This window comes from Bradyrhizobium murdochi, from assembly GCF_000472965.1.
Lineage (GTDB): Bacteria > Pseudomonadota > Alphaproteobacteria > Rhizobiales > Xanthobacteraceae > Bradyrhizobium > Bradyrhizobium murdochi.
Map to the genome: position 1 here is coordinate 677,257 of NZ_AXAU01000002.1, position 25,223 is coordinate 702,479.

The 25,223-nt window shown below is 62.2% G+C and carries 27 protein-coding genes and 1 riboswitch; of the genes, 11 read left to right on the forward strand and 16 right to left on the reverse strand.

Translation table 11 applies throughout. The features are described 5' to 3' along the window. Positions 1-177 precede the first annotated feature (177 nt). A complete protein-coding gene (locus YUO_RS0110625) occupies positions 178-588 on the forward strand; it encodes a hypothetical protein (RefSeq protein WP_028347231.1) in 411 nt (136 codons plus the stop codon). Positions 589-766: 178 nt separating this feature from the next. Here the strand turns inward: YUO_RS0110625 and YUO_RS40445 are convergent, their stop codons facing one another. Then, positions 767-1,306: an imm11 family protein gene (locus YUO_RS40445; protein ID WP_035726390.1), complete on the reverse strand. Its 540-nt coding sequence runs from the start codon at positions 1,304-1,306 to the stop codon at positions 767-769. Positions 1,307-2,506: 1,200 nt separating this feature from the next. On the opposite strand from YUO_RS40445, the gene YUO_RS44690 reads away from it, so the two are divergent. Together YUO_RS44690 and YUO_RS44695 are read left to right on the forward strand one after the other, a co-directional pair. Then, complete coding sequence (locus YUO_RS44690; RefSeq protein WP_028347233.1) at positions 2,507-2,695, forward strand: hypothetical protein; 189 nt, start codon at positions 2,507-2,509, stop codon at positions 2,693-2,695. Beyond that, positions 2,692-3,102 carry a hypothetical protein gene (locus YUO_RS44695; RefSeq protein ID WP_156908573.1) on the forward strand — a complete coding sequence of 137 codons (411 nt, stop codon included), beginning with the start codon at positions 2,692-2,694 and terminating at the stop codon, positions 3,100-3,102. The genes YUO_RS44690 and YUO_RS44695 overlap by 4 nt, the downstream gene beginning before the upstream one ends. Positions 3,103-3,400: 298 nt before the next feature. Here the strand turns inward: YUO_RS44695 and YUO_RS0110655 are convergent, their stop codons facing one another. From YUO_RS0110655 to YUO_RS0110680, 6 genes are all read right to left on the reverse strand, one after another. Continuing rightward, positions 3,401-4,015 (reverse strand): hypothetical protein, encoded by a 615-nt coding sequence (locus YUO_RS0110655; RefSeq protein WP_235782680.1) that lies wholly within the window; start codon positions 4,013-4,015, stop codon positions 3,401-3,403. Positions 4,016-4,377: 362 nt separating this feature from the next. Beyond that, positions 4,378-4,728, reverse strand: coding sequence for a DUF6665 family protein (locus YUO_RS0110660; protein ID WP_028347236.1), 351 nt, complete (start codon positions 4,726-4,728; stop codon positions 4,378-4,380). A 160-nt stretch (positions 4,729-4,888) separates the two neighbouring features. Beyond that, complete coding sequence (locus YUO_RS0110665; RefSeq protein WP_028347237.1) at positions 4,889-6,073, reverse strand: OpgC domain-containing protein; 1,185 nt, start codon at positions 6,071-6,073, stop codon at positions 4,889-4,891. Between the two features lie 249 nt (positions 6,074-6,322). Next, positions 6,323-6,829 (reverse strand): hypothetical protein, encoded by a 507-nt coding sequence (locus YUO_RS0110670; RefSeq protein ID WP_028347238.1) that lies wholly within the window; start codon positions 6,827-6,829, stop codon positions 6,323-6,325. 320 nt (positions 6,830-7,149) lie between these two features. Continuing rightward, entirely contained in the window at positions 7,150-8,430 is a 1,281-nt protein-coding gene (locus YUO_RS0110675) for a serine hydroxymethyltransferase (protein WP_028347239.1), read from the reverse strand. Positions 8,431-8,464: 34 nt separating this feature from the next. Next, positions 8,465-8,550: riboswitch (ZMP/ZTP riboswitch) on the reverse strand. A 224-nt stretch (positions 8,551-8,774) separates the two neighbouring features. Continuing rightward, a complete protein-coding gene (locus tag YUO_RS0110680; RefSeq protein WP_028347240.1) occupies positions 8,775-9,767 on the reverse strand; it encodes a LysR family transcriptional regulator in 993 nt (330 codons plus the stop codon). A gap of 93 nt (positions 9,768-9,860) precedes the next feature. Between YUO_RS0110680 and YUO_RS0110685 the strand changes: the two genes are divergently transcribed. From YUO_RS0110685 to YUO_RS0110695, 3 genes are all read left to right on the forward strand, one after another. Continuing rightward, complete coding sequence (locus YUO_RS0110685) at positions 9,861-10,424, forward strand: YybH family protein (protein WP_063830285.1); 564 nt, start codon at positions 9,861-9,863, stop codon at positions 10,422-10,424. Positions 10,425-10,721: 297 nt separating this feature from the next. Beyond that, entirely contained in the window at positions 10,722-12,857 is a 2,136-nt protein-coding gene (gene flhA, locus YUO_RS0110690) for a flagellar biosynthesis protein FlhA (protein WP_028347242.1), read from the forward strand. A gap of 327 nt (positions 12,858-13,184) precedes the next feature. Beyond that, the gene (locus tag YUO_RS0110695; protein WP_028347243.1) at positions 13,185-13,391 is read left to right on the forward strand and encodes a hypothetical protein; all 207 of its coding nucleotides are present in this window, start codon (positions 13,185-13,187) and stop codon (positions 13,389-13,391) included. Between the two features lie 349 nt (positions 13,392-13,740). Here the strand turns inward: YUO_RS0110695 and YUO_RS0110700 are convergent, their stop codons facing one another. The 4 genes from YUO_RS0110700 to fliI all read right to left on the reverse strand — a co-directional run bounded on the left by YUO_RS0110700 (position 13,741) and on the right by fliI (position 17,246). Further along, positions 13,741-14,643, reverse strand: coding sequence for an anti-sigma factor (locus YUO_RS0110700; RefSeq protein ID WP_028347244.1), 903 nt, complete (start codon positions 14,641-14,643; stop codon positions 13,741-13,743). Between the two features lie 3 nt (positions 14,644-14,646). Beyond that, positions 14,647-15,204, reverse strand: coding sequence for a sigma-70 family RNA polymerase sigma factor (locus YUO_RS0110705; RefSeq protein ID WP_028347245.1), 558 nt, complete (start codon positions 15,202-15,204; stop codon positions 14,647-14,649). A 190-nt stretch (positions 15,205-15,394) separates the two neighbouring features. Beyond that, entirely contained in the window at positions 15,395-15,811 is a 417-nt protein-coding gene (gene fliJ / locus YUO_RS0110710) for a flagellar export protein FliJ (protein ID WP_028347246.1), read from the reverse strand. Positions 15,812-15,920: 109 nt separating this feature from the next. After that, on the reverse strand, positions 15,921-17,246 hold the full coding sequence (gene fliI, locus YUO_RS0110715) for a flagellar protein export ATPase FliI (protein ID WP_028347247.1): 1,326 nt from the start codon (positions 17,244-17,246) through the stop codon (positions 15,921-15,923). A gap of 365 nt (positions 17,247-17,611) precedes the next feature. Between fliI and ctrA the strand changes: the two genes are divergently transcribed. From ctrA to YUO_RS0110740, 5 genes are all read left to right on the forward strand, one after another. Further along, entirely contained in the window at positions 17,612-18,313 is a 702-nt protein-coding gene (gene ctrA, locus YUO_RS0110720) for a response regulator transcription factor CtrA (protein ID WP_016848562.1), read from the forward strand. 156 nt (positions 18,314-18,469) lie between these two features. Beyond that, on the forward strand, positions 18,470-19,276 hold the full coding sequence (locus YUO_RS43760; protein ID WP_051379363.1) for a cytochrome P460 family protein: 807 nt from the start codon (positions 18,470-18,472) through the stop codon (positions 19,274-19,276). A gap of 157 nt (positions 19,277-19,433) precedes the next feature. Then, positions 19,434-19,838, forward strand: coding sequence for a DUF350 domain-containing protein (locus tag YUO_RS0110730; RefSeq protein WP_028347248.1), 405 nt, complete (start codon positions 19,434-19,436; stop codon positions 19,836-19,838). A gap of 2 nt (positions 19,839-19,840) precedes the next feature. Further along, positions 19,841-20,245, forward strand: a complete 405-nt coding sequence (locus tag YUO_RS0110735) for a hypothetical protein (protein WP_028347249.1) — start codon at positions 19,841-19,843, stop codon at positions 20,243-20,245. A gap of 5 nt (positions 20,246-20,250) precedes the next feature. Beyond that, positions 20,251-21,408 carry a glutathionylspermidine synthase family protein gene (locus tag YUO_RS0110740; RefSeq protein ID WP_028347250.1) on the forward strand — a complete coding sequence of 386 codons (1,158 nt, stop codon included), beginning with the start codon at positions 20,251-20,253 and terminating at the stop codon, positions 21,406-21,408. Positions 21,409-21,541: 133 nt separating this feature from the next. Here YUO_RS0110740 and YUO_RS0110745 read toward each other — a convergent pair whose 3' ends face one another. The 5 genes from YUO_RS0110745 to YUO_RS0110765 form a co-directional block, all read right to left on the reverse strand. Next, complete coding sequence (locus YUO_RS0110745; RefSeq protein WP_028347251.1) at positions 21,542-22,420, reverse strand: CheR family methyltransferase; 879 nt, start codon at positions 22,418-22,420, stop codon at positions 21,542-21,544. Continuing rightward, positions 22,417-23,583 (reverse strand): protein-glutamate methylesterase/protein-glutamine glutaminase, encoded by a 1,167-nt coding sequence (locus YUO_RS0110750; protein WP_028347252.1) that lies wholly within the window; start codon positions 23,581-23,583, stop codon positions 22,417-22,419. Before YUO_RS0110750 ends, YUO_RS0110745 begins: the two co-directional genes overlap by 4 nt. A gap of 80 nt (positions 23,584-23,663) precedes the next feature. Next, on the reverse strand, positions 23,664-24,029 hold the full coding sequence (locus YUO_RS0110755) for a response regulator (protein ID WP_028347253.1): 366 nt from the start codon (positions 24,027-24,029) through the stop codon (positions 23,664-23,666). A gap of 58 nt (positions 24,030-24,087) precedes the next feature. After that, positions 24,088-24,558, reverse strand: a complete 471-nt coding sequence (locus YUO_RS0110760; protein ID WP_028347254.1) for a chemotaxis protein CheW — start codon at positions 24,556-24,558, stop codon at positions 24,088-24,090. A 34-nt stretch (positions 24,559-24,592) separates the two neighbouring features. Beyond that, on the reverse strand, positions 24,593-25,223 hold a 631-nt coding region (locus YUO_RS0110765; RefSeq protein WP_028347255.1), incomplete at its 5' end, for a response regulator.

Consider the following 25,223-nt stretch of genomic DNA (forward strand, 5'->3'; position numbering starts at 1 on the left):
TGCGTGATTGCGATCGCATCACGCAGTGTTCCTCAACTCACGATGCCGACACGCGAATGTGTGCGCAGTCCTGAAATGGCACACTTCTTCGCGCAAAATATCATTGCGCACTTCGATTTGTTTAGCGAAAATTAACCACGCTGGCTGGCGCGGCTTGAGTAGTTGGAGGCTTCACACATGTACCGATCATCGCTCACGCTGGCTTTCGTCGTCCTGTGTTCCGGGGCTGCCGCGGCCAGCGATCTGTCGTCATCCGTCTACGTCGCGCCAGGCGGAATCTACGCGCCCTCCGCAAACATCAATGTGCGCCCGCGACCGGCTTATCGGCCGTACGCGGAACCCGATTACCGATATCGCTCTTACGGTGACCCCGCCTACCGCGCACCGGCAGCGGTCTATGGCGAGTACGGACCCGCCTACGCCGCGCGGCCGGTCTATGTCGAACGCGCGCCAGTCTATCGCGAACGCTACTACGCGCAGGAATACGACTATGCGGGCGAATACGCGCCGCGACCGCCGCTGCCCGTGCCCCATCGTGCGCGGGCGCGATGCGACGACGGTTATGGCGGGTGGAGCTATTGCGACTAGAGCGCGCGGCGCGCAGGTTCGTTGCCACGTAGCGCGCCGGATGGGTAGAGCGACTTGTCCGCCGGCCTGTCCGCCGTAGCTCGCCAGAGCGAAGGCGGAAGCTTGCCAGAGCGTGGAAGCGATGCCCGTCCGCGCACGCGATTGATGCGTTTCGATTTCGCTCTACCGATCCAACGCGCTACGGCCAGAGCTGGATAAATTCGGGTCCACGCAACCCGGCAGTTTTCACCACACTGACGAATTCGTCGCCCAAGAATAACGGGCCGCGTAGCAGCTGCGGCACCTTGAACACCGCTAGCCCCTCCGTCAGGTTGGGCCGGAATACGTAACGTTCGACATCAAGAATGTCTCCATCATCGAACCGCACCAGCTCCGATTTTTCCTCATCAAGCGCGTCAACCACCGTTAGCACGTTGAACAGCCACAGGTCCGCGTCCGGACATGCCAGCGGCAGGAGTTCGCCGGAACGGTCCAACAGCGGCGCCAGCACCTTGACCGCATGCTCGCGAAGCACCAGCACGTGGCCGCCAAGCCAGGGGAGGTCCGCCTCAGCCCGCGGCTCACCTTCGTCGTCCACCAAGAGCCTGGCCACCGGCATCGGTCGCCAGCTAGCTCGGCGGGCAGTCCCATCCAGCCTCCACAGGTACTCGTGATCGCTCTCGTGCACCGGAAGCACCCACTCCAAATTCGGGCGAACCCGCGGCTCGTAGATCCTCAAGACTTCCTCCCGATCAAGAGTGCTCTTCCGAGAACTTACAATTGCGTAATATTATTGAAGGCAAGCACGTTTGCACCATGTAGGTGACAGGCGGAAGCGTTGAAATCCGCCCTTCAACTGAAGCCCAGCGGCCGTGCTCAGTGAGCTGGGTCCTTTGATTTTCTGTATCTGGCCCGCCTCAATTGGCCTCAGAGGCAAACTACGATGAGCGGTATAAGACAAAACCGCGGCCGCCACTGGTCGGACGAGGGCGACAATCTGCTGCGCTCTATGTCACCGGCAGGAAAGAGCCTCACCATTATGACGGTGAAGCTCGATCGGCCGATGACATCGATCAGAGCGTGCGCCGACGATCTCCGTATCGGGATCCCCGGAACCGAGATCGGGTGGCGCAAGCGCAGAAGAGGTGATCAGCGGAATGCGCGAGCCCGCGAATGCCAAAGCATGCGGCCTCTATCCCTGCTGATTCCGTGCAAGGGCCTCAGCTCCGTCAGGAGTTGAGGTCCTTGCTTTTCAACGCATGTGGATAAATGCCGGCGAAGTGCTTCCGGTAACTTCCGGCCAGTCATCAGACATGCGCCAAGCTGCCACTCCGACGCACACAGTGAGCATCAGGGACATCACGAGCAGAAGCATAAAGGAAAACTGGCTCAACTTCCTTGCCCCGCAAACCAGACTCAAATTTTGAGGAAACCAGCACGGACTGCCGAGTCGGACAACGCAGTTAGGCTGACCTAAGTCGAGTTTTCCCCAGGCGGGATTTTTTGGCGAGATCTCGCGCTGCGCGCATGTCACCTTTACCCAGTTGTTGCCTCGTCCAGATGCATATCCGCTATCGCTTCGACGCGACGGCTTCGAGCCCGACCTTGCAGGCATGCGCGAACATGGTGCGGCCATCGACTTCAAAACTTGCAGACATAGTCCGGGCATCTGAGTTCAGAAAACAGTCACTCGCTGCCGAAGACAGCCCGATCTTTCTACCTCGCCGCAAGATGGCGGCTTGAAAGGTCGCAACCACAACAATCACCGCCACAATCCGTCTGCGCCCAGTAGACCAAGTTCCTACACAGGGTTTGGCAGGGCTCCTGCCAAACCTTGAAATAAAAATTGATGGAACTTTGGAAAAAAGCGGGGAAAAAACCCAAATGGGGTCTTGATTTGCCTTCTTTCTTTAGCCGGGGCGCTCTGTGAGTAACGCGTATGACAGATCAACAATTGGCTATTCAGGCGATTGGCGAGGCGCAACTCATACTGGAAGAATACCTGCAACCTCGGCCGCAGAACAATGAGCGTATTCTCGACAAGCTCGTAGAAGTTCTCGAACGTCCCGATGTGATGGTTGCTGTGAGCCGCTTGCAGCAACGTAGTGGCCTCGAGCCACGCAAATGACCAAGCAGCTTTCATCAATAACGCTGACGGCTTTTGTTGCTGCGCTGTTATTGTTGGGAACGCCAGGCGCGGGAGCGAAACAGCAATGCAGCGCCGCTATGCCGTCAAATCCGAACGGAAAATGGTGGTCGTATCGTCTCATCGACGGACGAAAATGCTGGTACGAAGGCAAGCCCGGGCTTTCAAAAGCGTTGTTGGAATGGCCCAAGGGCGTGGCCGCGCAACCGTCGCGCAAGGATATTGTGAACGCAGTCTCGCAGAAGCGCGGCAATCTATTAGACACACAAGCCTGGGCACCGAAAGAAGCCGTACAAGCGTGGGCACCGGAGGAAGCCGTGCAAGCGCGGAATGATGTCCCTGACACTTTTGATGCGTTATGGAGCGGAAGGATCTGGCTTTTAGATTAGAAAATTGACGGTTCGCTTGGTTCTTGGCCTCGGCTTTTGTGCTCACTGGACGCGTTCTTGGAACCAGTGTGCGCTTTATCTTACGTGAGTCGCCCTTAGAGGAGGCTGCGGTGAGTAACGTACGAGATGCGAGCGACGCCGGGCGGTGTCATCCGCCTCATCATCCAACTTGCAATCATTGCGGCGGCATCGCGCGGCCCGTGGTGATCCTCGACAGTCGCCAGGGCAAGAGCTTTCGCCTCCTCCGCTGCCTTAGCTGCGAGAAAATGGATTGGGCTGAGGAGCAGCAACTCCCGCATTAATCGCGCAACAGCACGGCCTCGCGAAGGGTCCGGCTCGAGGCTAAGACGGAGGCGAGCCCCAGCGCCATCAGCAGCGCGCCAAGCCAGGTTGCCATCCAGCCCCACCCGTCTTCAGCCGCCTCGGCGATCGGAGAGGCGACCGGCGCGGCCGGAGGCACGGAAACCGCAACCGCCTCGCTTGGCGCCGGTGCGGCTGCCAGAAGTGTCGCTGCGTCGAGCCTGCGCGGCGCGGGGTGGTCAGGCGTGGGCTGGTCAGGCGTGAGCTGATCGGTCGCGCGGCTGGCGACAGGTGTCGGCGGCACGAAGGCTGCGGTCTCCGTAGCCGGGACGGAAGCGGCATCGACCACCTTGAGCTCGGGCGCGGGTTGCGTCGGCTGAGACGTTTCCGCCGGTGCGGAGCGCAGCAGCTCCGCACGCGCATCCATGACCGCCTTCTGCTTGGCCCGCGCGGCCTCATTCTCCTCAACAGTGACACGAGGTTTCGCGGCGCGATTACGAACCTGCTTCACCGTCGTGGTTCCCTCAGCAGCCTGGAACCAGCATTTGCGGCGCCCCTCAGTACGATAGACCCAGCGCTGACCTTCCGCCGTCGACGTACCGGGTCGTGGCAAGCACTCGCTTTCCTTTTCCGCGGGAGCAGGCGCAGTGGCTGTCTGGGGAGGAGAGACATTGAACAAGTCTGCAAGCGGATTCGAAGATGCAGGCGAAGCCGGGAGACTTGCGAGAAGGACAAAAGCGGCGATGCAAGATCGCAAATGACCGGACATGAGAATCACCCCAGTGTTGCGCCCTCCCCGCACCGACCTTTGGCCGCGACCTGGGTCATAATGAGACTCAAATCCGGCAAGGCGGTGGATTCATTCTGGCTTGGGAAACGAGACCGTGGCGCGAGTGCCGGGCAGCCGCGCGAACGGCGTGCAAGGTGGACTTCCTGCTCGTCTCGAACCTCGATGGATCGTTGAAACTCAGGAAGTCATGTTGCTGACAGCATCGATGTGGCAGGGACAGCCCCCATGCACTGCTGCACCTCGTTCGGCACGTTATAGTGGCGCATGATAGGGCGGCTGTCGCGCAAGCCGCACGCCTCTCGTTGCACCACGAACATCCAGAGCGCGTGGCCGGCCTCCATCACCAGGATGCGCCGTGCCTGCTGCGCTGACGCCGGCGCGCCCGAGCGTGGATGAGTGGAATCGAACTCCCGCAGCCTGGCGAGGGCCGCTTCCAGCGCTCGCCCCATTCGTCCGAGCGCAACGGCCTGGTCCTGGGCGATCTCATAGTTGAGAACGTCGACGGGAGTGCGATCAAGGCGAAAATCGCGGGACATGGGTAATGTATAGCGCCACATGGATCGCATGCGCAACGATGCGCGTTACTGCAGCGTCCACCCGCTTTGCCATCGGGCGGTTGTGGTTGCGAGCGAATAAACCTGGTTCCGCCGGAGGCATGGCCCTGGCCGGCAGCGATCTTCGCAATGACGGCATTCTTCATCTTTCATAGACACTCTCGCTGATCGCAGTGTCAGAATATTGTGATCGCATCCTGGGTTTGATGCTGATCGAGTTCAGCAGCGTTGCGGTCGCGATCATCGCTGCGATGCCAGCGAAACTCAACACTATCTGCATCGCAAATCCGTCTGAAATCTTGAGCAGCGCCACGTGACTGGCAAACGTCAGGAGAACGCCGAGGCAATAGATTGGCAGCGAGTTCTGACCACAGCGGATCGCGCCGCGCATTACCGGCGTCGTCAGCCCTTGCCAATTGCGAGGCACGAGCCATGCCACCAAAACCGCTATGGCCAAAAAATGCAGCAGTCGCAATGGATCGAGATTCGATTTGTCCAATGGATAAAGCAGGTTCGCCAGCGCCTGCGGGATCAGTGCTTCCAGCGGTTTGATGCGCCAGCTCAATACGATGACCAAGCTGAAGAGCAGATACAGGACGGCAAGTACAAGCGTCGTGCGTGACGTCACCCACGGCTGGAGCCTCTTGTCCTCGATCATCCACCACGCGCCAAGCACGAACAGCAACTGCCAGGCCAGCGGATTGAAGGCCCAGTGGCCGTTCGGCCAGGCCGGGACGGTCCAGCCAAAGACATGCACCAGCACATAAAGCGCCAGCGAGGCGCCAAGCGTCGCATTCGGCGCTCGCAGCAGCAGCCACAGCAGCGGCGCGAACAGGAGATGAAGAAGCACGAAGACCGACAACACGTCGGTATTGACCGGACGGTATTGCAGGACCGCCGCGCGCGCGAGCGTTGCCCCTGGATGATCCAACAGGATACGCGTATTGCTCTCATCAGCAATACGGCCCGTGCCTGCGAGGTGAACCAAGATGGCGCAGGCGAGCGTGAGCAGCAGAAATGCGACATAAATGTCCCAGCTTCGCCGCAGCGTTCGGCTGATCACTCCGGTCCAACCCTCGCAACGCCATGCTTTGCCGTAAGCCAGCGCGCAGGTTACGCCCGACACGAACATGAACACCTCAGCGGCATCGCTGAAGCCGTAGTTCCTTAGTGTCAGCCAAGTTCCGATGTTGTTGGGAACATGGTCAAGAAAGATGAACCACAGCGCGATGCCTCGGCAGGCATCTATTCGCGGGTCGCGGCCCTGGCCTCTCACTTCCGGCAGCTCGCCGCCCATGAACTTGGGGATGGTCATTCGGTCGTGCATCAGGATCGTCCCAAGCCGGCAAAATAGACCTGCCGCTGGGCTCCGGCTGTGAGCTCGTTCACCTTTAAAGGCTTATTTTTAAAGGCGAAATCTGCGCGCGAACGTTGAGCCTTGCCGGCTTTGCACGCGATCATTTGGGTGCTGTCGGACCCGAAGCGGATAGCGGCCGCACCGGGTGGAATTGGGCCTGAGCTCGCATTCCCAAGTTCTGGGGGACAGCATCAGGTCAGTCGAAGCCGTTCCAATGAATCAGATTTCGCAGTCGACTGAATTCAAGGCCTTGCGCAATCCACCAAACGCGCTCAGCCGACAAGACTCGGTGTCGCTGGCGACCTTTCGCCGCTCGGAAATAGTCGTTCGCGCGATAGCGGTTGTCTTTGGCTTCGGCTTGGGACGGGCAGCGATGGCGACATTCTTTGGACGGGCGGCGGTGGTAGCCTTCTTTGATTTGGGATTGTGTGGATGGCGGTTGATCACCCTCGGGGGCTCCGAAGGACCGACACTGATGTCTTCCGACGGAGAAACGCGTTCGTCGACTAGCGCGGGCTGTGCTGGTGGCTCGCTGCTCGCGGCGGCAATTTCAAGTCGATCAGCCTTCGCCAAGGCAGCATGTGAATCGGAAATGTCTACGGTTGTCTCGGCAACGGCGGGCTGGACGACCACTGCTGCACTACGCACTGGAGTTCTGAGTTCCATTGCCGCCAGCACACCTACACCCAATGGGATGAGGAGGCCCAACAACATCATTCTCAGCATGATGTTCCTCCACTCGTTTAGTGGCGGTGAAAATTCTCCTAGCTAATGCGGCAACTTGGCGGCGGCTCACGTAACAACTCGACCCACGTACAGCCTGTTTGCCGACAGGGTTAACGCCGGCCTGGATGTTCCCGATGCACGAACGTTGGGCCAAGTGCCGACATAACCGTTCGCGCGAACGCGCTCCCGCCGGCTTGAGCCGTAGCGGTCTTCTGTCGTGCAACAAAGTTCAGTGGGTAACATGATCGAGGTTGGGCGCCGGCGCCCAACTCCGTTCTGCATATCTGCGCGCCAAGTTGCGGTTGCTGGCGTGCAGCCGATCAGTTCGGTCCGGGCCTAGACGCCACGCCTGGAACAGGAAAAGCTCGGCACATTTCGACGCACTCTGACCTGAGGCGCGCGACGACCACATCGTCCCCGTTCGCCTGCAGAGCCGCCGCAATGAACTCGCCGATACGACGCATTTCGGATTCTCCCATGCCCCGCGTGGTCGCCGCCGGTGTCCCAAGGCGAATACCGCTCGGCCTGAGCGGCGGGCGCGGATCGTCTGGAATAACTTGCTTGTTTGTGGTGATGGCTATGGCATCGAGCACGTCCTCGGCTGCTCGCCCGTCCAGTCCGACAGATGCTGCCGTATCGACGACCATCATGTGATTGTCCGTCCCGTCCGTGACCATCTTCATCCCGCGCTCCATCAGCGCGCCGGCAAGAACCTTCGCGTTGCGCAAAACCTGCCGGGCGTAAACCTGGAAATCCGAGGTCGCCGCCTTCTTGAGCGTCACGGCAATCCCGGCCACGACGTTCATGTGAGGTCCGCCCTGTAAACCGGGAAAGACGGAAGCATCGATCCGACCGGCATTTTCTTTCCGGCATAGGATGATCCCACCACGGGGGCCGCGCAGTGTCTTGTGGGATGTCGTCGTCATGACGTCGAAGCCGGCATCAAGCGGATTGCGCATAACATTCGCGGCAACCAATCCGCCATAGTGGCTCACATCAGCCATCGTGAGCGCGCCAACTTCGTCGGCAATACTCTTGAATGCCGCATAGTCCAGATCGCGCGGATAGGAGCTGTAGCCGCACAACACCATCTTCGGACGCGCTTCACGCGCAATCGCGCGCAATTCGTTGAAATCTATCGCGCCGCCGTTTGACGGGGCCGTCTTGTAGCGAATGAAGTTGAACAAACGCCCCATGTGGGACACCGGCGCGCCGTGGGTGAGATGGCCGCCATGGGACAGGTCCATGGCGAGAATGGTATCGCCGGGCTTCAATAGGCCGAGGTAGACGGCCTGATTCATCGGTGATCCAGAAAGAGGCTGAACGTTGGCGTGCTCGGCACGAAAAAGCGAGCAGGCCCGCTGGCGTGCGAGGTTCTCGATTTTGTCCGTATACTGCTGGCCGCCGTAGTACCTGCGTCCCGGATATCCCTCGGAATATTTATTGGTGAACACCGATCCGAGCAGTTCAAGCACCTCCGGGTACGTGTAATTCTCGGACGGAATCAGTTCGACGCCGTCCTGTTGACGGCGCTCTTCCCCCACAAGGGCGGCGGCGATCTCTTGATCGTTGATGGACAGTTCATTGCGAAACGACGGCATGCTCGGGCTCCTCAACACGCTGTTTTTCCAGCAGATTGGTCGCCCAGGCGATCGGCGTCGGAACCCTTCGCGCTTCACCGTGGTCGATTCCACGTTAGCTCGCCAGTCGCGCGATAGGACGAATGAGCACGGAGACTCTTCGTAAAGGAAAACTTAGTCGACCGGCTGACCTTCCGCAACTACCAGTTCGTGCGACCCCTTGCGGATCGGCCTGAGAAAGAGCGCCGCGAATGGATGTCTAAACTTTCCACGCAGCCCAAAAGCGAATGGTGCCGGCGGAAGCGAACTCTCAAAAAACTTCCGCGACGGATCATTTTTGATCGACCTCAGCGAGGGGGCTACCGTCAACACGGCTTGCGACGCTTCCGTTCTTGGCTTGAGCGCGAGCCGGTGCTCGTACTTGTGGAGCTCGCCAACGTCTCGAACAGCCAAGCGATGCCGGCATCGGCCATCGCGGACTGCGATGCGACGAGGCGTATCGGATCGGGCCTCCAGGGCAACGGCACCGGGCGCATCACCAGGTTGAACCGCGCGGCGTGGTACTCGATCAGCCTTCGCGGCAAGGTCGCAACCAGATCGCTTTCGGCGAGCTGAACCAGCGCCATCATGAAGTTCGGCACCGTCAGCGCCACGCGCCGCGAATGCCCCCGCTCGGCGAGCATGGCATCGACGACTCCTAGCGCATCGCCGATGGCCGAAACCAGCATGTGCCGTGCCTTCAGGTATGCTGCCAGGTTTGGTGCGCGCGCCAGCGGATGACCTTTTCGCATGGCGACGACGAAGTCTTCCTCAAACAGCAACCGCTCGGCGAAACGGGGCGGCAACGGGCCGATCGGGAGTATTGCAAGATCGAGCCGCTGGGAGTCGAGCTCCGTGAGTGTGGTTTGCCAGACTTGGCTCGTCGGCTTGCCGTGATGTTGCGGCATGAGCTGCAGCAACCGGATGTCGACACCCGGCGCCTCGCGGGCCAAGCGGGAAACGAGAGGGCCGAGGAAGACGGCCGCCAATGCATCAGGCGCACCGATCGTAAAGCATCGCCGCGTGCTTCCGGGGTCGAACGGTCCGGCCATCGACATGATTCCATCGACACGCGCGAGAGCCTCCGCAACTGGACCGGCAAGTGCGAGGGCCCGGTCCGTCGGCTTCACGCCACCGGGCGTCTTGAGGAATAGCGGATCATGCAGGAGATGCCGCAGCCGGCGCAGCCCATGGCTGACGGCCGAGGGGGTGAGATTGAGTCTTTCCGCCGCGCGCGCAACATGACCCTCCTCGAGCACGGTGCTGAACAACACCAGGAGACTGAGATCGATACGCAGGAGCTGAGCCGGCTTCAGCATGGTGCTGAGACTTTATCACTGGCTTCACGATACCCAAAGGGTCATCTAGCGCCTCGCTCATCACACGAGTTCGTTCAACACTGGGGTGCTTATATGTCGAAGAAATCACCGCTGACGCCCGGCGCGGGCTCGCCTCCGGCGTTATCCCGGCGTCGCGCCATCCCGGCGATGGCGGGTCTGCCGCTCGTGGCAGCGCAGCCGGCTGCGGCGGAAGATGCGATCGCCAAGCTGATCAAGCATTCCGAGGTGTCGAACGCGGCGCTGATGCGGGGAGACGCAGAGACTTACCGAGCGATGATCGCCATCGCCGACGATTTCACATTGATGTCTCCGTTCGGCGGACCACCCTCGCACGGCTCGCAGTATACGTCCGAGACGTGGGACAGGATGGGACGGTTCTTCAAGAACGGCACCCACAAGCAGGAGGTCGTCCAATCCTATGGCTCGGCCGACATGGTGGTTCTCGCGCTGATCGAACGGGACCATGTCGAGGTCGGGGGGCTGCCCGCACAGGAATGGGCGCTGCGCGTTACGCTGGTCTATCGGCGGAACGGGGACCAGTGGCACCTGGTGCATCGCCACGCAGACCCGCTCGCCCATGGCATCAGCCTGCAGCAATCGGCGGCGCTCGCGCGCGGCCCCGGTGTGAAGGAATGACTTCAATCGGCGGGCGCGATCTAAGCCGCGGGGTAAGACGGTGCATGCTGCGCGAGATTCCGGGTTCGATGCGGGCGCATCGCCCCGGAATGACGGCCTTGATCACCTGCCGTTAACCCTTTGCTAACCATACACCGGGCAAAAATTGCCGGGTGAAGTCGAGTGTCGTCGGCCGCGTAAAACGGGAGGAACCCCGTGGACGCCAGTGCGGTGCCTCACTTTCGGAACGGCGGTCCTTCGGCCGCCGCCAAGACGTCTGGCGCCCGATGGCGGCACACGCGGGGGGAAGCGGCTACCATGGTCGATGTCACGGCGGGTCAGGGCGGCGCAGGCACGGGCGGCAAGTTTCCGTCCTTGAGCGAAATCGGCGATATCCTGAAGCGCGGCGATCTGGCGCTGGCGCTCGGCGTCCTCGTCATCCTCGTGGTGCTGATCCTGCCGCTGCCGGCCATCGTTCTCGACCTGTTCCTGGCGATCTCGATCACGGTGTCGATTCTGATCCTGATGACGTCGCTGTTCATCCAGGCGCCGCTGGAATTCTCGGCGTTCCCGACCGTGCTCTTGATCTCGACCATGCTGCGGCTCTCGCTGAACATGGCCTCCACCCGGCTGATCCTGTCGCACGGCCATGAGGGCACGGCCGCCGCCGGCCACGTCATCGAGGCCTTCGGCAATTTCGTGATGAGCGGTAATTTCGTGATCGGAATTATCGTGTTCGCGATCCTCGTGATCGTGAACTTCGTCGTCATCACCAAAGGTTCGGGGCGCATCGCCGAAGTCGCCGCGCGCTTCCAACTGGATTCGATGCCGGGCAAGCAGATGGCGATCGACGCCGATCTCTCCGCCGGCCTGATCGACGAGAAGACCGCCAAGGAGCGCCGCAAGGCACTCGAGGACGAAAGCGGCTTCTTCGGCGCCATGGACGGCGCCTCGAAGTTCGTCCGCGGCGACGCTATCGCGGGCCTCTTGATCGTCTTCATCAACGTCATCGGCGGCATCATCATCGGCGTCGCCCAGCAGGGCATGAGCTTTGGCGATGCCGCCCGCACCTACACCATTCTGACGGTCGGCGACGGCCTGGTGACGCAGGTGCCGGCGCTGATTGTCTCCACTGCCGCGGGCCTTTTGGTGTCGAAGGCCGGCATCACCGGTGCGGCCGACAAGGCGCTGATGAAGCAGCTCTCGGGTTACCCGCAGGCGCTCGGCATGTCGGCTGGCGTGATGCTGGTGCTGGCGCTGTTGCCGGGCATCCCGATGCTGCCGTTCCTGGCGCTCGGCGGCGGTGCCGCGGCGCTGGCCTGGAAAGCGCGAAACCGCAACAACGTCACCAAGGCTGCCGAAGCAGCCGCTGCCGCTGCGCCCGATCTCGCGGCGGCTGCCGCCAACGCCGCGGCCGAAGAGCCGATCGCCACCGCGCTCAAGATCGACGACCTCAAGATCGAGCTCGGCTATGCGCTGTTGCCGCTGGTCAACGGCCCTGACGGCACCGACCGCCTGACCGAGCAAATCAAGGCGTTGCGCCGCTCGCTCGCGATCGAAATGGGCTTTGTGATGCCCGCCGTGCGCATCCTCGACAACGTCCAGCTCGAGGCCAACACCTACGTCATCAAGATCAAAGAAGTGGACGCCGGCACCGGCAAGATCTGGCCGAACCAGTTCATGGTGATGGATCCGGCCGGCAACCAGGTCGGCGTGCCCGGCATCCACACCGTCGAGCCGACGTTCGGCCTGCCGGCCACCTGGGTCGATGCCGCGCTGAAGGAAGAGGCCTCGCTGAAGGGCTACACGGTGGTCGATGCCGCGACCGTGCTGTCGACGCATCTCACCGAGCTGCTCAAGAACAACATGAGCGACTTGCTGTCCTACGGCGAGGTGCAGAAGCTCTTGAAGGACCTGCCTAAGGAACAGGGCGAGCTGGTCAAGGACATCGTGCCGAGCCAGGTCACGGTGTCGGGCATCCAGCGCGTGCTGCAGCTTCTGCTGGCCGAGCGGATCTCGATCCGCGACCTCTCCACCATCCTCGAGGGCATTGCCGACGCGCTCGCCTTCTCGCGCAACCCCGCCACCATGGTCGAGCACGTCCGCGCTCGGCTGGCGCGCCAGATCTGCGCGCAGAATACCACATACAACGGTTATCTGCCGCTGATCGCGCTGTCGGCGCGGTGGGAGCAGGCGTTTGCGGAATCGATCGTGGGCCAGGGCGAAGAGCGCAGCCTCGCCATGCAGCCTTCAAAACTGTCGGAGTTCATGACCAGCGTTCGCAACGCCTTCGAGCAGGCAGCGCGCGAGGGCGAGGCGCCGGTGCTGGTCACCTCCGCTGCAATCCGCCCGTTCGTGCGCTCGCTGGTCGAGCGGTTCCGCTCGCAAACCACCGTGTTGTCGCAGGCGGAAATTCACCCGCGCGCGCGGCTGAAGACGGTTGGCAGCGTCTAGTTTGGCGGCGGCGCGGCGCAAATCACCGGCGAAAATGACGAAGCCTTTTCGCCACAGGCAAATGGTTTGTCGAAAATGGCCCATCCGGCGCCATTCGGCCTTAAGAAGCGGTGAGCTCCGCATAAGCTGTTACAGAGACTGAATATTTATTCATTTCTGGCGATCGCCGCGGACGTTCCAATCGCGGCCGTTCAAGTCTTTTCACCGCCTTGTGATCGCTCCTTTGGAAACGGATCCCGGAGTCCTACGTTTCCCGACGCGAGACGTTGAACCAGCCTGCGGACGCATCCAACAAATCCGTTAGGCCGGAGGCGGCAGGAGACTTCCATGAACCATTCGATCTACAGCGCGGATCGCACGACCCATCTCAAGATCGTGGTCGTGGCCCTCGTGGCAGGTGTCGTGGTCGCCGGGTTCAGCATCTCCGCACGCAACAGCTCGGATGAAGGTCTCACCCAGACCGCGAGCACGAGCGTGATGAAGGCCGGCAAGCCGGTGGCGATCACCAGCACCGGTAACTCAGTCGTACGTTAACGGAGGAATCCGAAAACAGGAATTTACGGAATTCACGTGGCTCTTTACAGCCCCCCAAAGTCGCCACGTGGATATATAAAGACCCCAACTACCCCCAAGTTGACTGCGAAAACGCCCGCTCCCCACGGGCGTTTTCTTTTTGTTGGCGCGGTCCCGAGATCACCGCAACCTCGTCCGACACACCCACCGACGTCATCCCTACACACCCACCGACCTCATCCTGAGGAGCCCGCGCAGCGGGCGTCTCGAAGGATGGCCTCGGGTGAGATTTGCGCTTGGCTGTAGCCGGGGCCTCATGGTTCGAGACGCGCGCAAGAGCGCGCTCCCCACCATGAGGAGATGCTAGGCACTACCGCCCAGGCACCGTCTCGATCAGCTTGCCGGTAAAGATCGGCGCCGAGGTCGGCTGGCCGCTTGGCGAGCCGCCGGCCTGCTCGACCGTCACCGCATAGAGCGCGGTGTTGATCGTACTGGCGTCGAAGGCGGCGAGCACCGGGCGCGCGGTGAAATCGCTGCCGCCGATCACGCCGAGCGAGCGCGGTTGCGGCAGGCGGTCGGAAATCAGCCAGAGCTCAAAGCTCTTGCCGGGCTCGGCATCGGCGCCGACCTTGCGGACGGTGAAGTTTTTGGTCGCGGCGTCGACCGTCAAAATGAACGCGGGCGCGCCGCCGTCACGCTGCAGCAACGCGACATATTGCGCCGAGGGTGTCGGTTGTGGCGCCGGCGTCTTCACCTCGACGGTCTGGATGCGCGGCTGCGGCCGCAGCGCCTCCGGCAACAGTTCCGGCCGATAGACCTGCACCGCCAGCATCGCGATCAGCGCTGCGGCAATTGCGGTGGCGAAGGAAGCCACGTTGCGCCAGCGCTTCGCGCGACTGGACAACTGAATGACATTATCCGCAACCGGACCGCCCGTGACGGCTGGCGGCGCCTCAGCTACCGCGGGAGCCACCGGCCCAGCCGTGGGTTCAGGCGGCGGCGCAGTCTGCGGCGCCTCAGGCAGCGTCAGCGGCGCCTGCGCTTCGGTGGAACGTCCAATCGCGGCCTTGATGTTTTCCCACACGATCGGACGCGGTTCGACGGAACCGACCATCTGGTTCAAGACGCCGAGCCGGTACTCCCAGGCGTGAACGAGCGCGCTGTATTCGGCATCGACGGCCATCATGGTCTCGACCTGCGCGCGCTCGCCGGCATCGAGGGTGCCGAGCGCATATTCCGCGGCGAGCGCGATATGGTCTTCGCTATAGGCCATCGTTCAAGATCCGGACCCCAGTCCGAGACACTCCCTTATTTCCATCATGCTGCGGCGCAGCCACGTCTTCACCGTATTCACCGGTGTCTCGAACTTGGCGGCGAGTTGTTCGCGGCTCCAGCCGTTGTAATAAGCGAGCAGCACGAGCTTCTGCCGATCCGGCTCCAGGCGGCCGACGCATTCCAGCAACCGCTTCAACTCTTCCGTCATCTCGCGCCGCGCCAGCGGATCGGGCGACTCGGCCGCCACTTCCATCGCGGTCGGCTCCTCCTCGATCGAGGATTCGCTCTTCTTGCGCACCACGTCGATCGCCCGGTTGCGCGCGATCGACGCCATCCACGTGATCGGCGAAGCGAGCGCAGGGTTGAACTGTCCGGCGCTGTTCCAGATCTTGACGTAAGCCTCCTGAATGACCTCCTCCGCGAGGTCCTGACGCCGCAAGATACGGAGCACGACGCCGAAGAGTTTCGCACGCGTGGCGGCGTAAAGGCGCTCAAAAGCGGCCTCATCCCCCTTCGCCACCGCGGCAATCAGCCAGACCAGCTCCGCTGGCGTCAGCATTCAGCGTCCCCCACAATCCCGCTCCTCCAATGCGTGCTACGCCGGAGCCGACGAGAAGTTTCGTAGCATATCTTGCGTCACAGGGGCCACCAAGTCGCCGATTCCGGAAGATTGGCCAAGAAAGATCAAAGAAAAAACCCGGGCCGTGAGGCCCGGGTTTTCGATCGTTCAACCGATGGCGTGAGAAGCGTCAGGCGACGCCAAGCCGGGCGCGCATCAGGCCGATACTATCCATGTCGGCCTGCTCGCGGGCGCTCTCCTCGGCGCGCTCGCGCGCCTGGTCGCGCTCGTCGAGCAGTTCGACCTTTTTCAATTCCTCGAAGGCTTCGCTCAACAGACCCTTGGCATCCTCGAGCTGGATGCGCAGTTCGTCGGCGGAGCGGGTCAGGTTTTCCCGGCGCTGGATCGCGGCCTTGGCGTAGGTCGGATAGGCGAAGTGGGAGGGATCGTTGATTCCGGCCCGCTCCTGCTCGGTCTGGATTTCGCGCTCGAGATCGACCGACATCCGCTGGAAGTCGGCGATCATGCCTTCGATCTGGGTAACCCTTCGGCGCTTCTCGTCGACCTGAAATTTCTTCAGGCGGATCAGCGTTTCTCGTGACTTCATCGACTCATACTCCCCAGAAGTCCCAATCTGAACGCGGGACGGAGCCGGCTCCCTCGGGGGACCCCACCGGCTTCATTAATCATGTGCCGGGGATGATGGCCTGACAAAGTTAGCGTTCCGTTTCCAAATTGGCGAGGATCTGCGCCAATTGGCGGTAGCCGTCATCGAGGCTCGATTTTTCGTCCTTGGCCTGGCGCAGAAAGGCCTCCAGCGGCTCATGCAACCGGATCGCCTCGTCGACCTCCGGGCTCGAGCCTGCCCGATAGGCGCCAAGCCGGATCAGTTCCTCCATATCGGCGTAGGTCGCCATCACCTGCCGGCCCCGCATGATGATGGGAAGATAGTCGGGATTGGCCGACCTCGGCATGGTGCGCGAGACCGATTTGAGGATGTTGATTGCGGGAAACCGTCCGCGCTCTGCAATCGAGCGTTGCATCACGATATGGCCGTCCAGAATGCCACGAACCGCGTCCGCGATTGGCTCGTTATGGTCGTCGCCGTCGACCAAGACCGTGAAAATGGCAGTGATGGTGCCGACGCCGGTGCCCGGCCCTGCCCGTTCCAGGAGTTTTGGCAGCTCCGTGAACACCGTCGGCGTATAGCCTTTCGCGGTCGGCGGCTCCCCGGCCGACAGCCCGATCTCGCGCTGTGCCATCGCAAAGCGCGTGACCGAGTCCATCAGGCACAGCACGTCCTTGTCCTCGTCGCGAAAGTATTCGGCAATTGCCAGCGTCAGGTAGGCGGCCTGCCGCCGCATCAGGGCGGGCTCGTCCGATGTCGCCACCACCACGACGGAGCGCGCGAGGCCCTCGTCGCCGAGATCCTCCTGTAGAAATTCCTGCACCTCGCGGCCGCGTTCGCCGATCAGGCCGATGACAGTGATATCGGCATCGACGTTGCGCGCGAGCATCGAGAGCAGCACCGATTTGCCGACACCGGAACCGGCGAAGATGCCGAGGCGCTGGCCGCGGCAGCAGGTCAGGAACGTGTTGAGCGCCCGCACGCCGAGATCGAGCGGCGCCCCGACGCGCTTGCGCGAATGCGCCGGCGGCGGCGCGTTGCGATAGGGCATCGGCGACGGGCCCTGCACCAGTGGCCCCTTGCCGTCGATCGGTTCCCCCATGGCGTTGATGACGCGGCCGAGCCAGGCCGGCGACGGACGCACTTGGCTCGCGGCGGTAGCGATCACGGCGCGGCAACCTCGCCGGACGCCGTCGAGCCCGCCGAACGGCATCACGACCGCATTGCTGCCGGAAAAGCCGATCACCTCGGCCGGGATGAAGCGGTCGCCGCCGGTGTCGATCACGATGCGGGCGCCGACCGACATCGCATGGATAGGTCCCGCGATCTCGACCATCAGGCCGCGCACGCCCACAACACGGCCATATATATTGACGCCGTCGATATCGCCGATCTGCTCCGCCAGCGCCTTCATTGCGAAAACCTTAAGTTTCCGCACTTTAAGAAACCGCGCTTAACCTCGTGTTTACCCGCATCATTAATCATTGCGTCACTGTCTTTGGTGACTGAGAGCGCTTGCCCGTCAGAAGAAGGGCTAACGCGAGAGTCGGTTAGGCCCGCCTCTTAATCTGGAACCTGAGTGGGCATTATGGAGAAAAGCTGCTTCCGCGCAACATCTTAGGGCGATTCGTTAGAAATTGCACTTAAAGAGCTTGCGAACCGGAATCAGATTTTGTTAACCATGTGTCTGTCAGGATCCGAATCAGTTGTTAAAGGCGTTTTGAGTGCCGCAAGTGCGGCCGACCTGACGCCCGGAGCGGCGGACTAAAGGGGACTGGCATGCGCGTTTTGCTGATAGAAGATGACAGCGCCGTCGCGCAGTCGATCGAATTGATGCTGAAATCCGAGAGTTTCAACGTCTACACGACGGATCTCGGAGAAGAAGGCGTCGATCTAGGTAAGCTCTACGACTACGATATTATCCTTCTCGACCTGAACCTGCCCGACATGTCCGGCTACGACGTGCTCAAGCAGCTCCGGGTATCGAAAATCAAGACTCCCATTCTGATCCTCTCCGGCCTCGCCGGCATCGAGGACAAGGTCAAGGGTCTCGGTGTCGGCGCTGACGACTACATGACCAAGCCCTTCCACAAGGACGAACTGGTTGCCCGCATCCACGCGATCGTGCGCCGTTCCAAGGGTCACGCCCAGTCGGTCATCCAGACCGGCGATCTCGTGGTCAATCTCGATACCAAGACGGTCGAGGTCGGCGGCCAGCGCGTGCACCTGACCGGCAAGGAATACCAGATGCTGGAGCTGCTCTCGCTCCGCAAGGGAACCACCCTCACCAAGGAAATGTTCCTCAATCACCTCTATGGCGGCATGGACGAGCCCGAGCTGAAGATCATCGACGTCTTCATCTGCAAGCTGCGCAAGAAGCTCGCGAACGCCTCCGAAGGCCGCAACTTCATCGAAACCGTGTGGGGCCGCGGCTACGTGCTGCGCGAGCCGCACGAGGCGGACGAGCGCATCCCCGCCTGATCAGGGCTTACGGCAAGCCGCAAGGCTCGCTCCTCCCGGCTGGACCCCGCCCGAAATGGCGGGGTTTTTGTTTGGACCAAATTCGCTTCCCCGGATTGAAACCCGCTTCGCGGTGTCTCGTACTTGACGGAGTTGTCCGCAAACGAGGGGGAAGTCATGAAAAACGTCAGGCTGGCTGCCGCTGTCGCGCTCGGATCGGCGTCGGGCGCACTCATCGGCTATTCGGCGCTCGCCGGCGGCGACAAGGTCGCCTTCCCGGAGAATTTCGACAAGGGCACGCTCTACGCCACGGTCGATCGTTACGACAACAAGCAGTATCGCGAGCTCTATGCGACGCCGGCGGCGGTCGATGCGGTACGCAAGGGGCAGCCGATCCCGAGCGGCACGGTGCTGACGCTGGTGCAGTACAAGGCGCAGCTCGATGCGGCCGGCGAGCCGCTCAAGGATGCCAACGGTCGCTTCCAGAAGGGCGACCTCCTCGCCTACACGGTGATGGAAAAGCGCGACGGCTGGGGCACCGAGTACAAGGACGACATTCGGAACGGCGAATGGGAGTATCAGGCGTTTGGCCCGGACAAGAAAGTCAACGACAAGGCCAATTTGACGGCCTGCTTCACCTGCCACAAACCGCATGCCGGGCAGGATTTCGTTATCTCACTGGCGGGCCTGAAGGGCACGCCCGAAGGCGCCATGGCAAAGCCCGCGCCGGGTCCGGGCGTGGTCTCAATCTCCGACTTCAAGTTCGGGCCGGAGACCGTCATCGTCAGCAAGGGCCAGACCATCACCTGGCACAACACCGATTCCTCGCTGCACCAGGTGACGATCACCGGCCCCAAGCCGCAGCGCTCGCCGATCGCACTGAAAGGCCAGACCACCCAGCTCACCCTCGCCGATGCCGGAATCTACGATTATATCTGCGGCCTGCACCCGGCGATGAAGGGCAAGATCGAGGTCAAGGAATAGTCGGCTGTATCAAGGCCGCCATGGAAGTTTTACGAACCCCGCCCGAAATGGCGGGGTTTTTGTTTGGGCAGAAATTGTTGGATTGAACCCGCCGCTCGGATGCACCGACTGACAGATCGTGCGAACCTTCCGGAACGTACGAGTCGGGGCGAATTCAATGATTCTGCAATCCCTCGCCGGGCTGCCGGCGTTCCTGGTCTATTTCTGCACGGCCATCGTTGCCGTGGTGGCCTACCTCTTCGTCTACACCCGCGTCACGGCGCACAACGAGTTCGATCTGATCCGCGCCAATGAGCCGGCCGCCGCGATTGCGCTGGGCCTGAGCCTGCTCGGCTTCGTGCTGCCGCTGGTCAGCGCCATCACCCATTCGGCCAATGTCTGGGATTGCCTGATCTGGGCCGCGATCGCGCTGATCGTGCAGATCATCGTCTATTACCTCGTCAGGGTTCCGGTGCCGAACCTGTCGAAGCGGATCGCATCGGGCGAACTCGCCGCCGCGATCTGGCTCGGGTTGTCTTCGCTGGCCGCCGGCGCGATCAACGCCGCTTGCATGACCTACTGATCATGGCGAACAATTCAGAGCCTGAATTCGGCAAGCGCAAACCGGTCTCGGTGCCGGCGGCGCCGCGTCCCGTTCCGCCGCCGCCGGCCAAGCGTTCGGCCAATGTTGCACTCCTGCTGATGGGCACGATTGCCGTCGGCAGTGCCGCCTATACGCTGATGCCGAGCCGCACTTGCGAGCAACCAAACCCGCACTTGGCATCGCCGACGCAAAACACCGCCGAGTGCTCCTCCCACAGCTCTTCCTCGGGCCATGGCGGCGGCTCCGGCGGCGGCTCGTCGCGCAGCAGCTACTATAGCAGCGACTACTCCTCCTCGAGCCATTCCTCCTCCGATTCCGGCTCGCATTCGGTGCAGCGCGGCGGCTTCGGCTCGTTCGGGCGTGCCATCGGCTTTTCAGGCGGTTGAATTTCATGCAGCGGATCGTCTGCCCCGAACGTGACGACTGGCCTGCCACGGCCGAAGGCGTCGGGTTTGCTTTTCACACCATCAATGGCGAACGCTATTGGGACGAACGGGCCTATTACGCGTTCACGCTGCAGGAAATCGAACGGCGGATCGAGGCGCCCACCGCCGAGATCGATGCGATGTGCCTTGAGCTGGTCGGCCGTGTGGTCAACGACGAAAAGTATTTGCGCCGTTTGAAAATACCCGAAGCGTTCTGGCCGCTGATGTCCGAAAGCTGGCGCCGTCGTGACGCCAGCCTCTACGGCCGGCTGGACCTGAGCTACGACGGCTGGAGCCCCGCGAAACTGCTGGAATACAACGCCGATACGCCGACCTCGATTTTCGAAGCAGCGGTTTTTCAGTGGACCTGGCTCGAACAGGCGATGGAGCGCAACATCATCCCGAAACGCGCCGACCAGTTCAATTCAATCCACGAGCGCCTGATCGACGCCTGGAAGAAACATGGCGGCGCCAAGCATCTCCATCTCACAGGAATGACCGACAATGCCGAGGATGCCGGTACGCTGGCCTATCTGCAGGACACTGCGAGCCAAGCCGGATTGAAGACAACATTGATGGACATCAAGGAAGTCGGCTTGGATGGCGATGGCCGCTTCGTCGATCTCGACGACCGCGCCATCGAGCTCGCCTTCAAGCTCTATCCGTGGGAATGGATGTTCCGCGACACGTTCGGCGAAAAACTCGCAACCGCGCCGACCCGCTGGATCGAACCGCCGTGGAAGGCGATCCTCTCCAACAAGGGCATCCTTCCCCTGCTGTGGGAGATGTTTCCGAAGCATCCCAATTTGCTGCCGGCCTATTTCGAGGACGATCCCAAGGCGGCCATGCTCGGGTCCTCGTTCGTGCGCAAGCCGCTCTATTCGCGCGAAGGCGCCAACGTCGCGCTCGTCAGCGCCGGCACCACGCTCGCGGAGCAGCAGGGCCCCTATGGCGCGGAAGGATTCATCCGGCAAGCTTTCGCGCCGCTGCCGAGCTTCACCGACCTATACCCGGTGCTTGGAAGCTGGCTGGTCGATCACACGCCATGCGGTCTGTCGATCCGCGAGGACGAGAACCCCATCACCGGCAACACGTCGCGCTTCCTGCCGCACGCCATCCTGTAGCTGGCTTCGCTCATAGCGTTTTCGAGCGAAGCATGCCCTCGGACTTGATCCGTGGGTGGACGCCGGTTCGCGTCAAGAAAACGCGTCAAAACAAGAGTCTAGACGTCGAGATGCTTGCCGAGAGCGCGGCCTACTACAGTGCCGAAGCAACCGCCCTCAACGTCTGCGGCACCAGCGTCGACGCCCCCACCCGTATCACCGGCGCGACGTTCGGACGGTAAAGTCCGCGCCGCTCCGGATAGGGCTTGAAGCTGTTGGTGATGCCGACCACCGATTCGGCAGCGCCCAGCGCCAGCACGCCATCGGGCTCCATCATCCGGGAGAGCCGCTCGAAGATGTTAGCCTTGGTATTCTGATCGAAATAGATCAGCACGTTGCGGCAGAAGATGATGTCGAACACGCCGAGATGGGAGAAGTCCTGCATCAGGTTGAGCTGACGATGCTGCACCATGCTGCGGATCTCGGCATTGATCTGCCAGAGCTCGCCGTTCTGGCTGAAATATTTCACCAGCAACCCAATCGGCAATCCGCGCTGCACCTCGAACTGGCTGAAGATGCCGGCCTTCGATTTTTCCAGCACCGCCTGCGACAGGTCGGTCGCGACGATCTCGGTGCGCCAACCGGACAGCAGGGGGCCCGCCTCCTTCAGGCACATCGCGATCGAATACGGCTCCTGCCCGGTGGAGGAAGCCGCGCACCAGATGCGCAACGACCGTCGGGCCGCGCGCGCCTGCACCAGCGCCGGAATGACCGCTTCTCGCAAATGATCGAACGGAATCTTGTCGCGGAAGAAAAACGTCTCGTTGGTGGTCATCGCCTCGACCACCTCCGCCGTCAGCGCGCTGGCTCCGCCCTTCATCTTCTCGACGAGTTGGGAAATGCCCGGCAGGCTGGACTTGCGGGCCAACGGCAGCAATCGGCTTTCGACCAGATATTGCTTGTCGGCCGAAAGATCGAGCCCGGAGCGCTCTTTCAGAAGCTTACGCAGATACTCATAGTCTGAAGGCGTCACGAACGATCTCCCGAAAACAACCGAACCAGTTTTGGCGCGATCTGATTGAGCGGCAGCACTGCCGCGCAAATACCTGCATTGGCGGCCGCGCCCGGCATGCCCCACACCACGCTGGTCGCTTCGTCCTGGGCAATCACGCTGCCGCCGGCGGCGACGATCTCCTTGCCGCCGCGCATCCCGTCGGAGCCCATGCCGGTCAGAATCACCGACATGATGCTGCCCTGCCAGACGTCGATGGCGGAGTTGAACAGCGGGTCCACCGCAGGCTTGCAGAAATTCACCGGCGGCCCGTCGTCGAGCGCGATCGTGGCGTCCGCGCCATGGCGCACGACGCGCATGTGGCGGCCCCCCGGCGCAAGATAGATCCGGCCGGGCTTGACGATCTCGCCGTCAACGGCCTCATGCGCCGGCCGGCGGCTCGCACGTGCCAGATGCTCGGCGAGAATCGTGGTGAAGGTTGGCGGCATGTGCTGGGTGATCAGCACCGGAAAACGATCGATCACCGGACCGATGTCGGCGACCAGCGCCATCAGCGCCTGCGGGCCGCCGGTCGACGAGCCGATCAGAAGCACACGCGGCGCCAGCATGCTGAAGGGCCGGCGCGCCAGCGGCAGTTGCGCAACCGGTGCGGCGACCGGATGAACGGATACCTCCCGCACCCGCTCGGCTGGTGCCGGAGCCGGGCTCGCGCCAGGCGACGTACGGCGGCGGGCCCTGGCGCCCAGATGGCGAATCTTCTGGATCAGATCGTGGTGGAACGTCTCGGCAGCGGTGGCCTCGCGCGTGCTTTCCGGCTTCGGAATGTAGTCGGCGGCGCCGAGCGAGAGCGCCTTGAAGCTGATCTCCGCATTGCGGCGGGTCAGCGTCGACGCCATGATGATGACGAGGTCGCGCTTTTTCGCAAGCAACTGGGGCAGCGCCGAAATGCCGTCGAGCTCCGGCATTTCGATGTCGAGCACGGCGACATCGGGTTTGATGCGATCGATCTGGTTGACGGCGTCGAGGCCGGTGCGCAGGGAGGCGGAGACCTCCATGTCCGGCTCGGCGCCGATCCAGCGCGAGATCATCCCGCGGATCACGACGGAGTCGTCGACCACCATCACGCGCAGCTTGTCTTGCCTTGTCGAGATTGGCGGCGGAGACTTCGTTAACGCAACACTCATTACTTCACCCGACCCAACTCAAGCGGCACACTTGCAAAACCAACGCCGATGGCCGTTGAGCCGCCGGGATCACATAGAGATCAGATCAGGCCGACTTCCTGGAACTTCGCGGTGACGATGTCCTTGTCGAACGGCTTCATGATGTATTCGTTGGCGCCGGCATGCAGCGCACGCGCGATGTGCGCGACGTCGTTTTCGGTGGTGCAGAACACCACCTTGGGCGCGTCGCCACCGGGCATGCGGCGCAGATTGCCGAGGAATTCGTAGCCGTCCATGACCGGCATGTTCCAGTCGAGCAGAACCGCCTCGGGCATCGCGCGCTTGCAGACTTCAAGCGCCTTCTCGCCGTCCTCGGCCTCGACGATCTGAAAGTCGAGACCTTCGAGGATGCGTCGTGCGACCTTTCGGATGACGCTCGAGTCATCAACGACCAGACATGTTTTCATTTTAGGTCTCCACTTACATCAATTCCCAAGAGGGATGTTTCCGTATCGGGTTGGACTTTCATGCCGCCATCAGGTCAGGCATGATTTCGAGAACGCGATCGACGTCGAGGACGACCATGAGCTGGCCGTCGAGGCGGTGCACGCCGCCGGCGAGCTTGGCCATGCGGGGGTCGAGGTTGACGGGGTTCTCCTCGCGGCTTGCGTCGGGCAGCCGCAGCACCTCGCCGATCTGGTCGATCAACAGGCCGTAGGACTCGCCCCTGAGGTCGACGCCGACCGCCATCGGCGGCTTGCCGTCGTCGTTCTTCGGCAAGCCGAGCCGGGCGCGCATGTCGACCACGGTGACGATGCGGCCGCGCAGATTGAGCACGCCGGCGATCTCGGCGGAGGACAGCGGCACCCGGGTCAGCCGTTCCGGCATGAACACGTCCTGCACCCGCGAGATCGGCAGGCCGAACAATTGCCCGCCGATCACGGCGGTAACGTATTCGGCCACGGTGCCCTCGATGGTCTCGGTCTTGGTTGTCATGGTCTAACTTCCTTAATGCCCCGGCCAGGCTTGCTTAGGCCGCGCGCCGGGTCTCGGCGGTCTGTTCCTTCAGCGCCGCGATCAGGCCGGGNCGGTCGAACTTGGCGACGTANTCGTGGAAGCCGGCCTGCCGNCCGCGCTCGATCGCNGCCGGCGACACCAGCGAGGACAGCGCGATGATCGGCANCTGGCCCAGATTGTTGTCGGCCCGGATCGTCTCGGCGAACTCGAAGCCGTTCATGTCGGGCATCTCGATGTCGGTCAGCACNACGTCGAAGCTCTGGCCCGAGCGCAGCGCGGTGAGCCCCTCCTGGGCGTTGACCGCGACCCGCACCTTGTAGCCGGCGGCTTTCANGACCGGCGCCAGCATGTTGCGGAAGAAGGCTGAGTCNTCGACCAAGAGCACCGATTGCGCGGTCGAGGAGGCCCGCATCTCCTTGCGCGAGAACCAGTCGGCAAACGCCATCGGCAGGAAGTGGCCGACGTCGATCACCTCGGTGGCCTGGCCCTTGATCACGGCGGANCCCAGAATGCCGTCCTGCTGGCCGGCGACCTCGATGTGCAGCCGCTCCTCGACGATGTCGATGATCTCGTCGACCACGAGCCCCATCGAGCGGCCGTCGTCGGCGAACACCAGGATCGGCTGCGAGCCGGAGGTCTGGACG

Coding starts and splice junctions, on each gene's coding strand:
- YUO_RS0110625 (WP_028347231.1), top strand. CDS start 178: ATGTACCGATCATCGCTCACGCTGGCTTTCGTCGTCCTGTGTTCCGGG.
- YUO_RS44690 (WP_028347233.1), top strand. CDS start 2,507: ATGACAGATCAACAATTGGCTATTCAGGCGATTGGCGAGGCGCAACTC.
- YUO_RS44695 (WP_156908573.1), top strand. CDS start 2,692: ATGACCAAGCAGCTTTCATCAATAACGCTGACGGCTTTTGTTGCTGCG.
- YUO_RS0110660 (WP_028347236.1), bottom strand. CDS start 4,728: ATGTCCCGCGATTTTCGCCTTGATCGCACTCCCGTCGACGTTCTCAAC.
- YUO_RS0110665 (WP_028347237.1), bottom strand. CDS start 6,073: ATGCACGACCGAATGACCATCCCCAAGTTCATGGGCGGCGAGCTGCCG.
- YUO_RS0110670 (WP_028347238.1), bottom strand. CDS start 6,829: ATGCTGAGAATGATGTTGTTGGGCCTCCTCATCCCATTGGGTGTAGGT.
- YUO_RS0110675 (WP_028347239.1), bottom strand. CDS start 8,430: ATGCCGTCGTTTCGCAATGAACTGTCCATCAACGATCAAGAGATCGCC.
- YUO_RS0110680 (WP_028347240.1), bottom strand. CDS start 9,767: ATGCTGAAGCCGGCTCAGCTCCTGCGTATCGATCTCAGTCTCCTGGTG.
- YUO_RS0110685 (WP_063830285.1), top strand. CDS start 9,861: ATGTCGAAGAAATCACCGCTGACGCCCGGCGCGGGCTCGCCTCCGGCG.
- flhA (WP_028347242.1), top strand. CDS start 10,722: ATGGTCGATGTCACGGCGGGTCAGGGCGGCGCAGGCACGGGCGGCAAG.
- YUO_RS0110695 (WP_028347243.1), top strand. CDS start 13,185: ATGAACCATTCGATCTACAGCGCGGATCGCACGACCCATCTCAAGATC.
- YUO_RS0110700 (WP_028347244.1), bottom strand. CDS start 14,643: ATGGCCTATAGCGAAGACCATATCGCGCTCGCCGCGGAATATGCGCTC.
- YUO_RS0110705 (WP_028347245.1), bottom strand. CDS start 15,204: ATGCTGACGCCAGCGGAGCTGGTCTGGCTGATTGCCGCGGTGGCGAAG.
- fliJ (WP_028347246.1), bottom strand. CDS start 15,811: ATGAAGTCACGAGAAACGCTGATCCGCCTGAAGAAATTTCAGGTCGAC.
- fliI (WP_028347247.1), bottom strand. CDS start 17,246: ATGAAGGCGCTGGCGGAGCAGATCGGCGATATCGACGGCGTCAATATA.
- ctrA (WP_016848562.1), top strand. CDS start 17,612: ATGCGCGTTTTGCTGATAGAAGATGACAGCGCCGTCGCGCAGTCGATC.
- YUO_RS43760 (WP_051379363.1), top strand. CDS start 18,470: ATGAAAAACGTCAGGCTGGCTGCCGCTGTCGCGCTCGGATCGGCGTCG.
- YUO_RS0110730 (WP_028347248.1), top strand. CDS start 19,434: ATGATTCTGCAATCCCTCGCCGGGCTGCCGGCGTTCCTGGTCTATTTC.
- YUO_RS0110735 (WP_028347249.1), top strand. CDS start 19,841: ATGGCGAACAATTCAGAGCCTGAATTCGGCAAGCGCAAACCGGTCTCG.
- YUO_RS0110740 (WP_028347250.1), top strand. CDS start 20,251: ATGCAGCGGATCGTCTGCCCCGAACGTGACGACTGGCCTGCCACGGCC.
- YUO_RS0110750 (WP_028347252.1), bottom strand. CDS start 23,583: ATGAGTGTTGCGTTAACGAAGTCTCCGCCGCCAATCTCGACAAGGCAA.
- YUO_RS0110755 (WP_028347253.1), bottom strand. CDS start 24,029: ATGAAAACATGTCTGGTCGTTGATGACTCGAGCGTCATCCGAAAGGTC.
- YUO_RS0110760 (WP_028347254.1), bottom strand. CDS start 24,558: ATGACAACCAAGACCGAGACCATCGAGGGCACCGTGGCCGAATACGTT.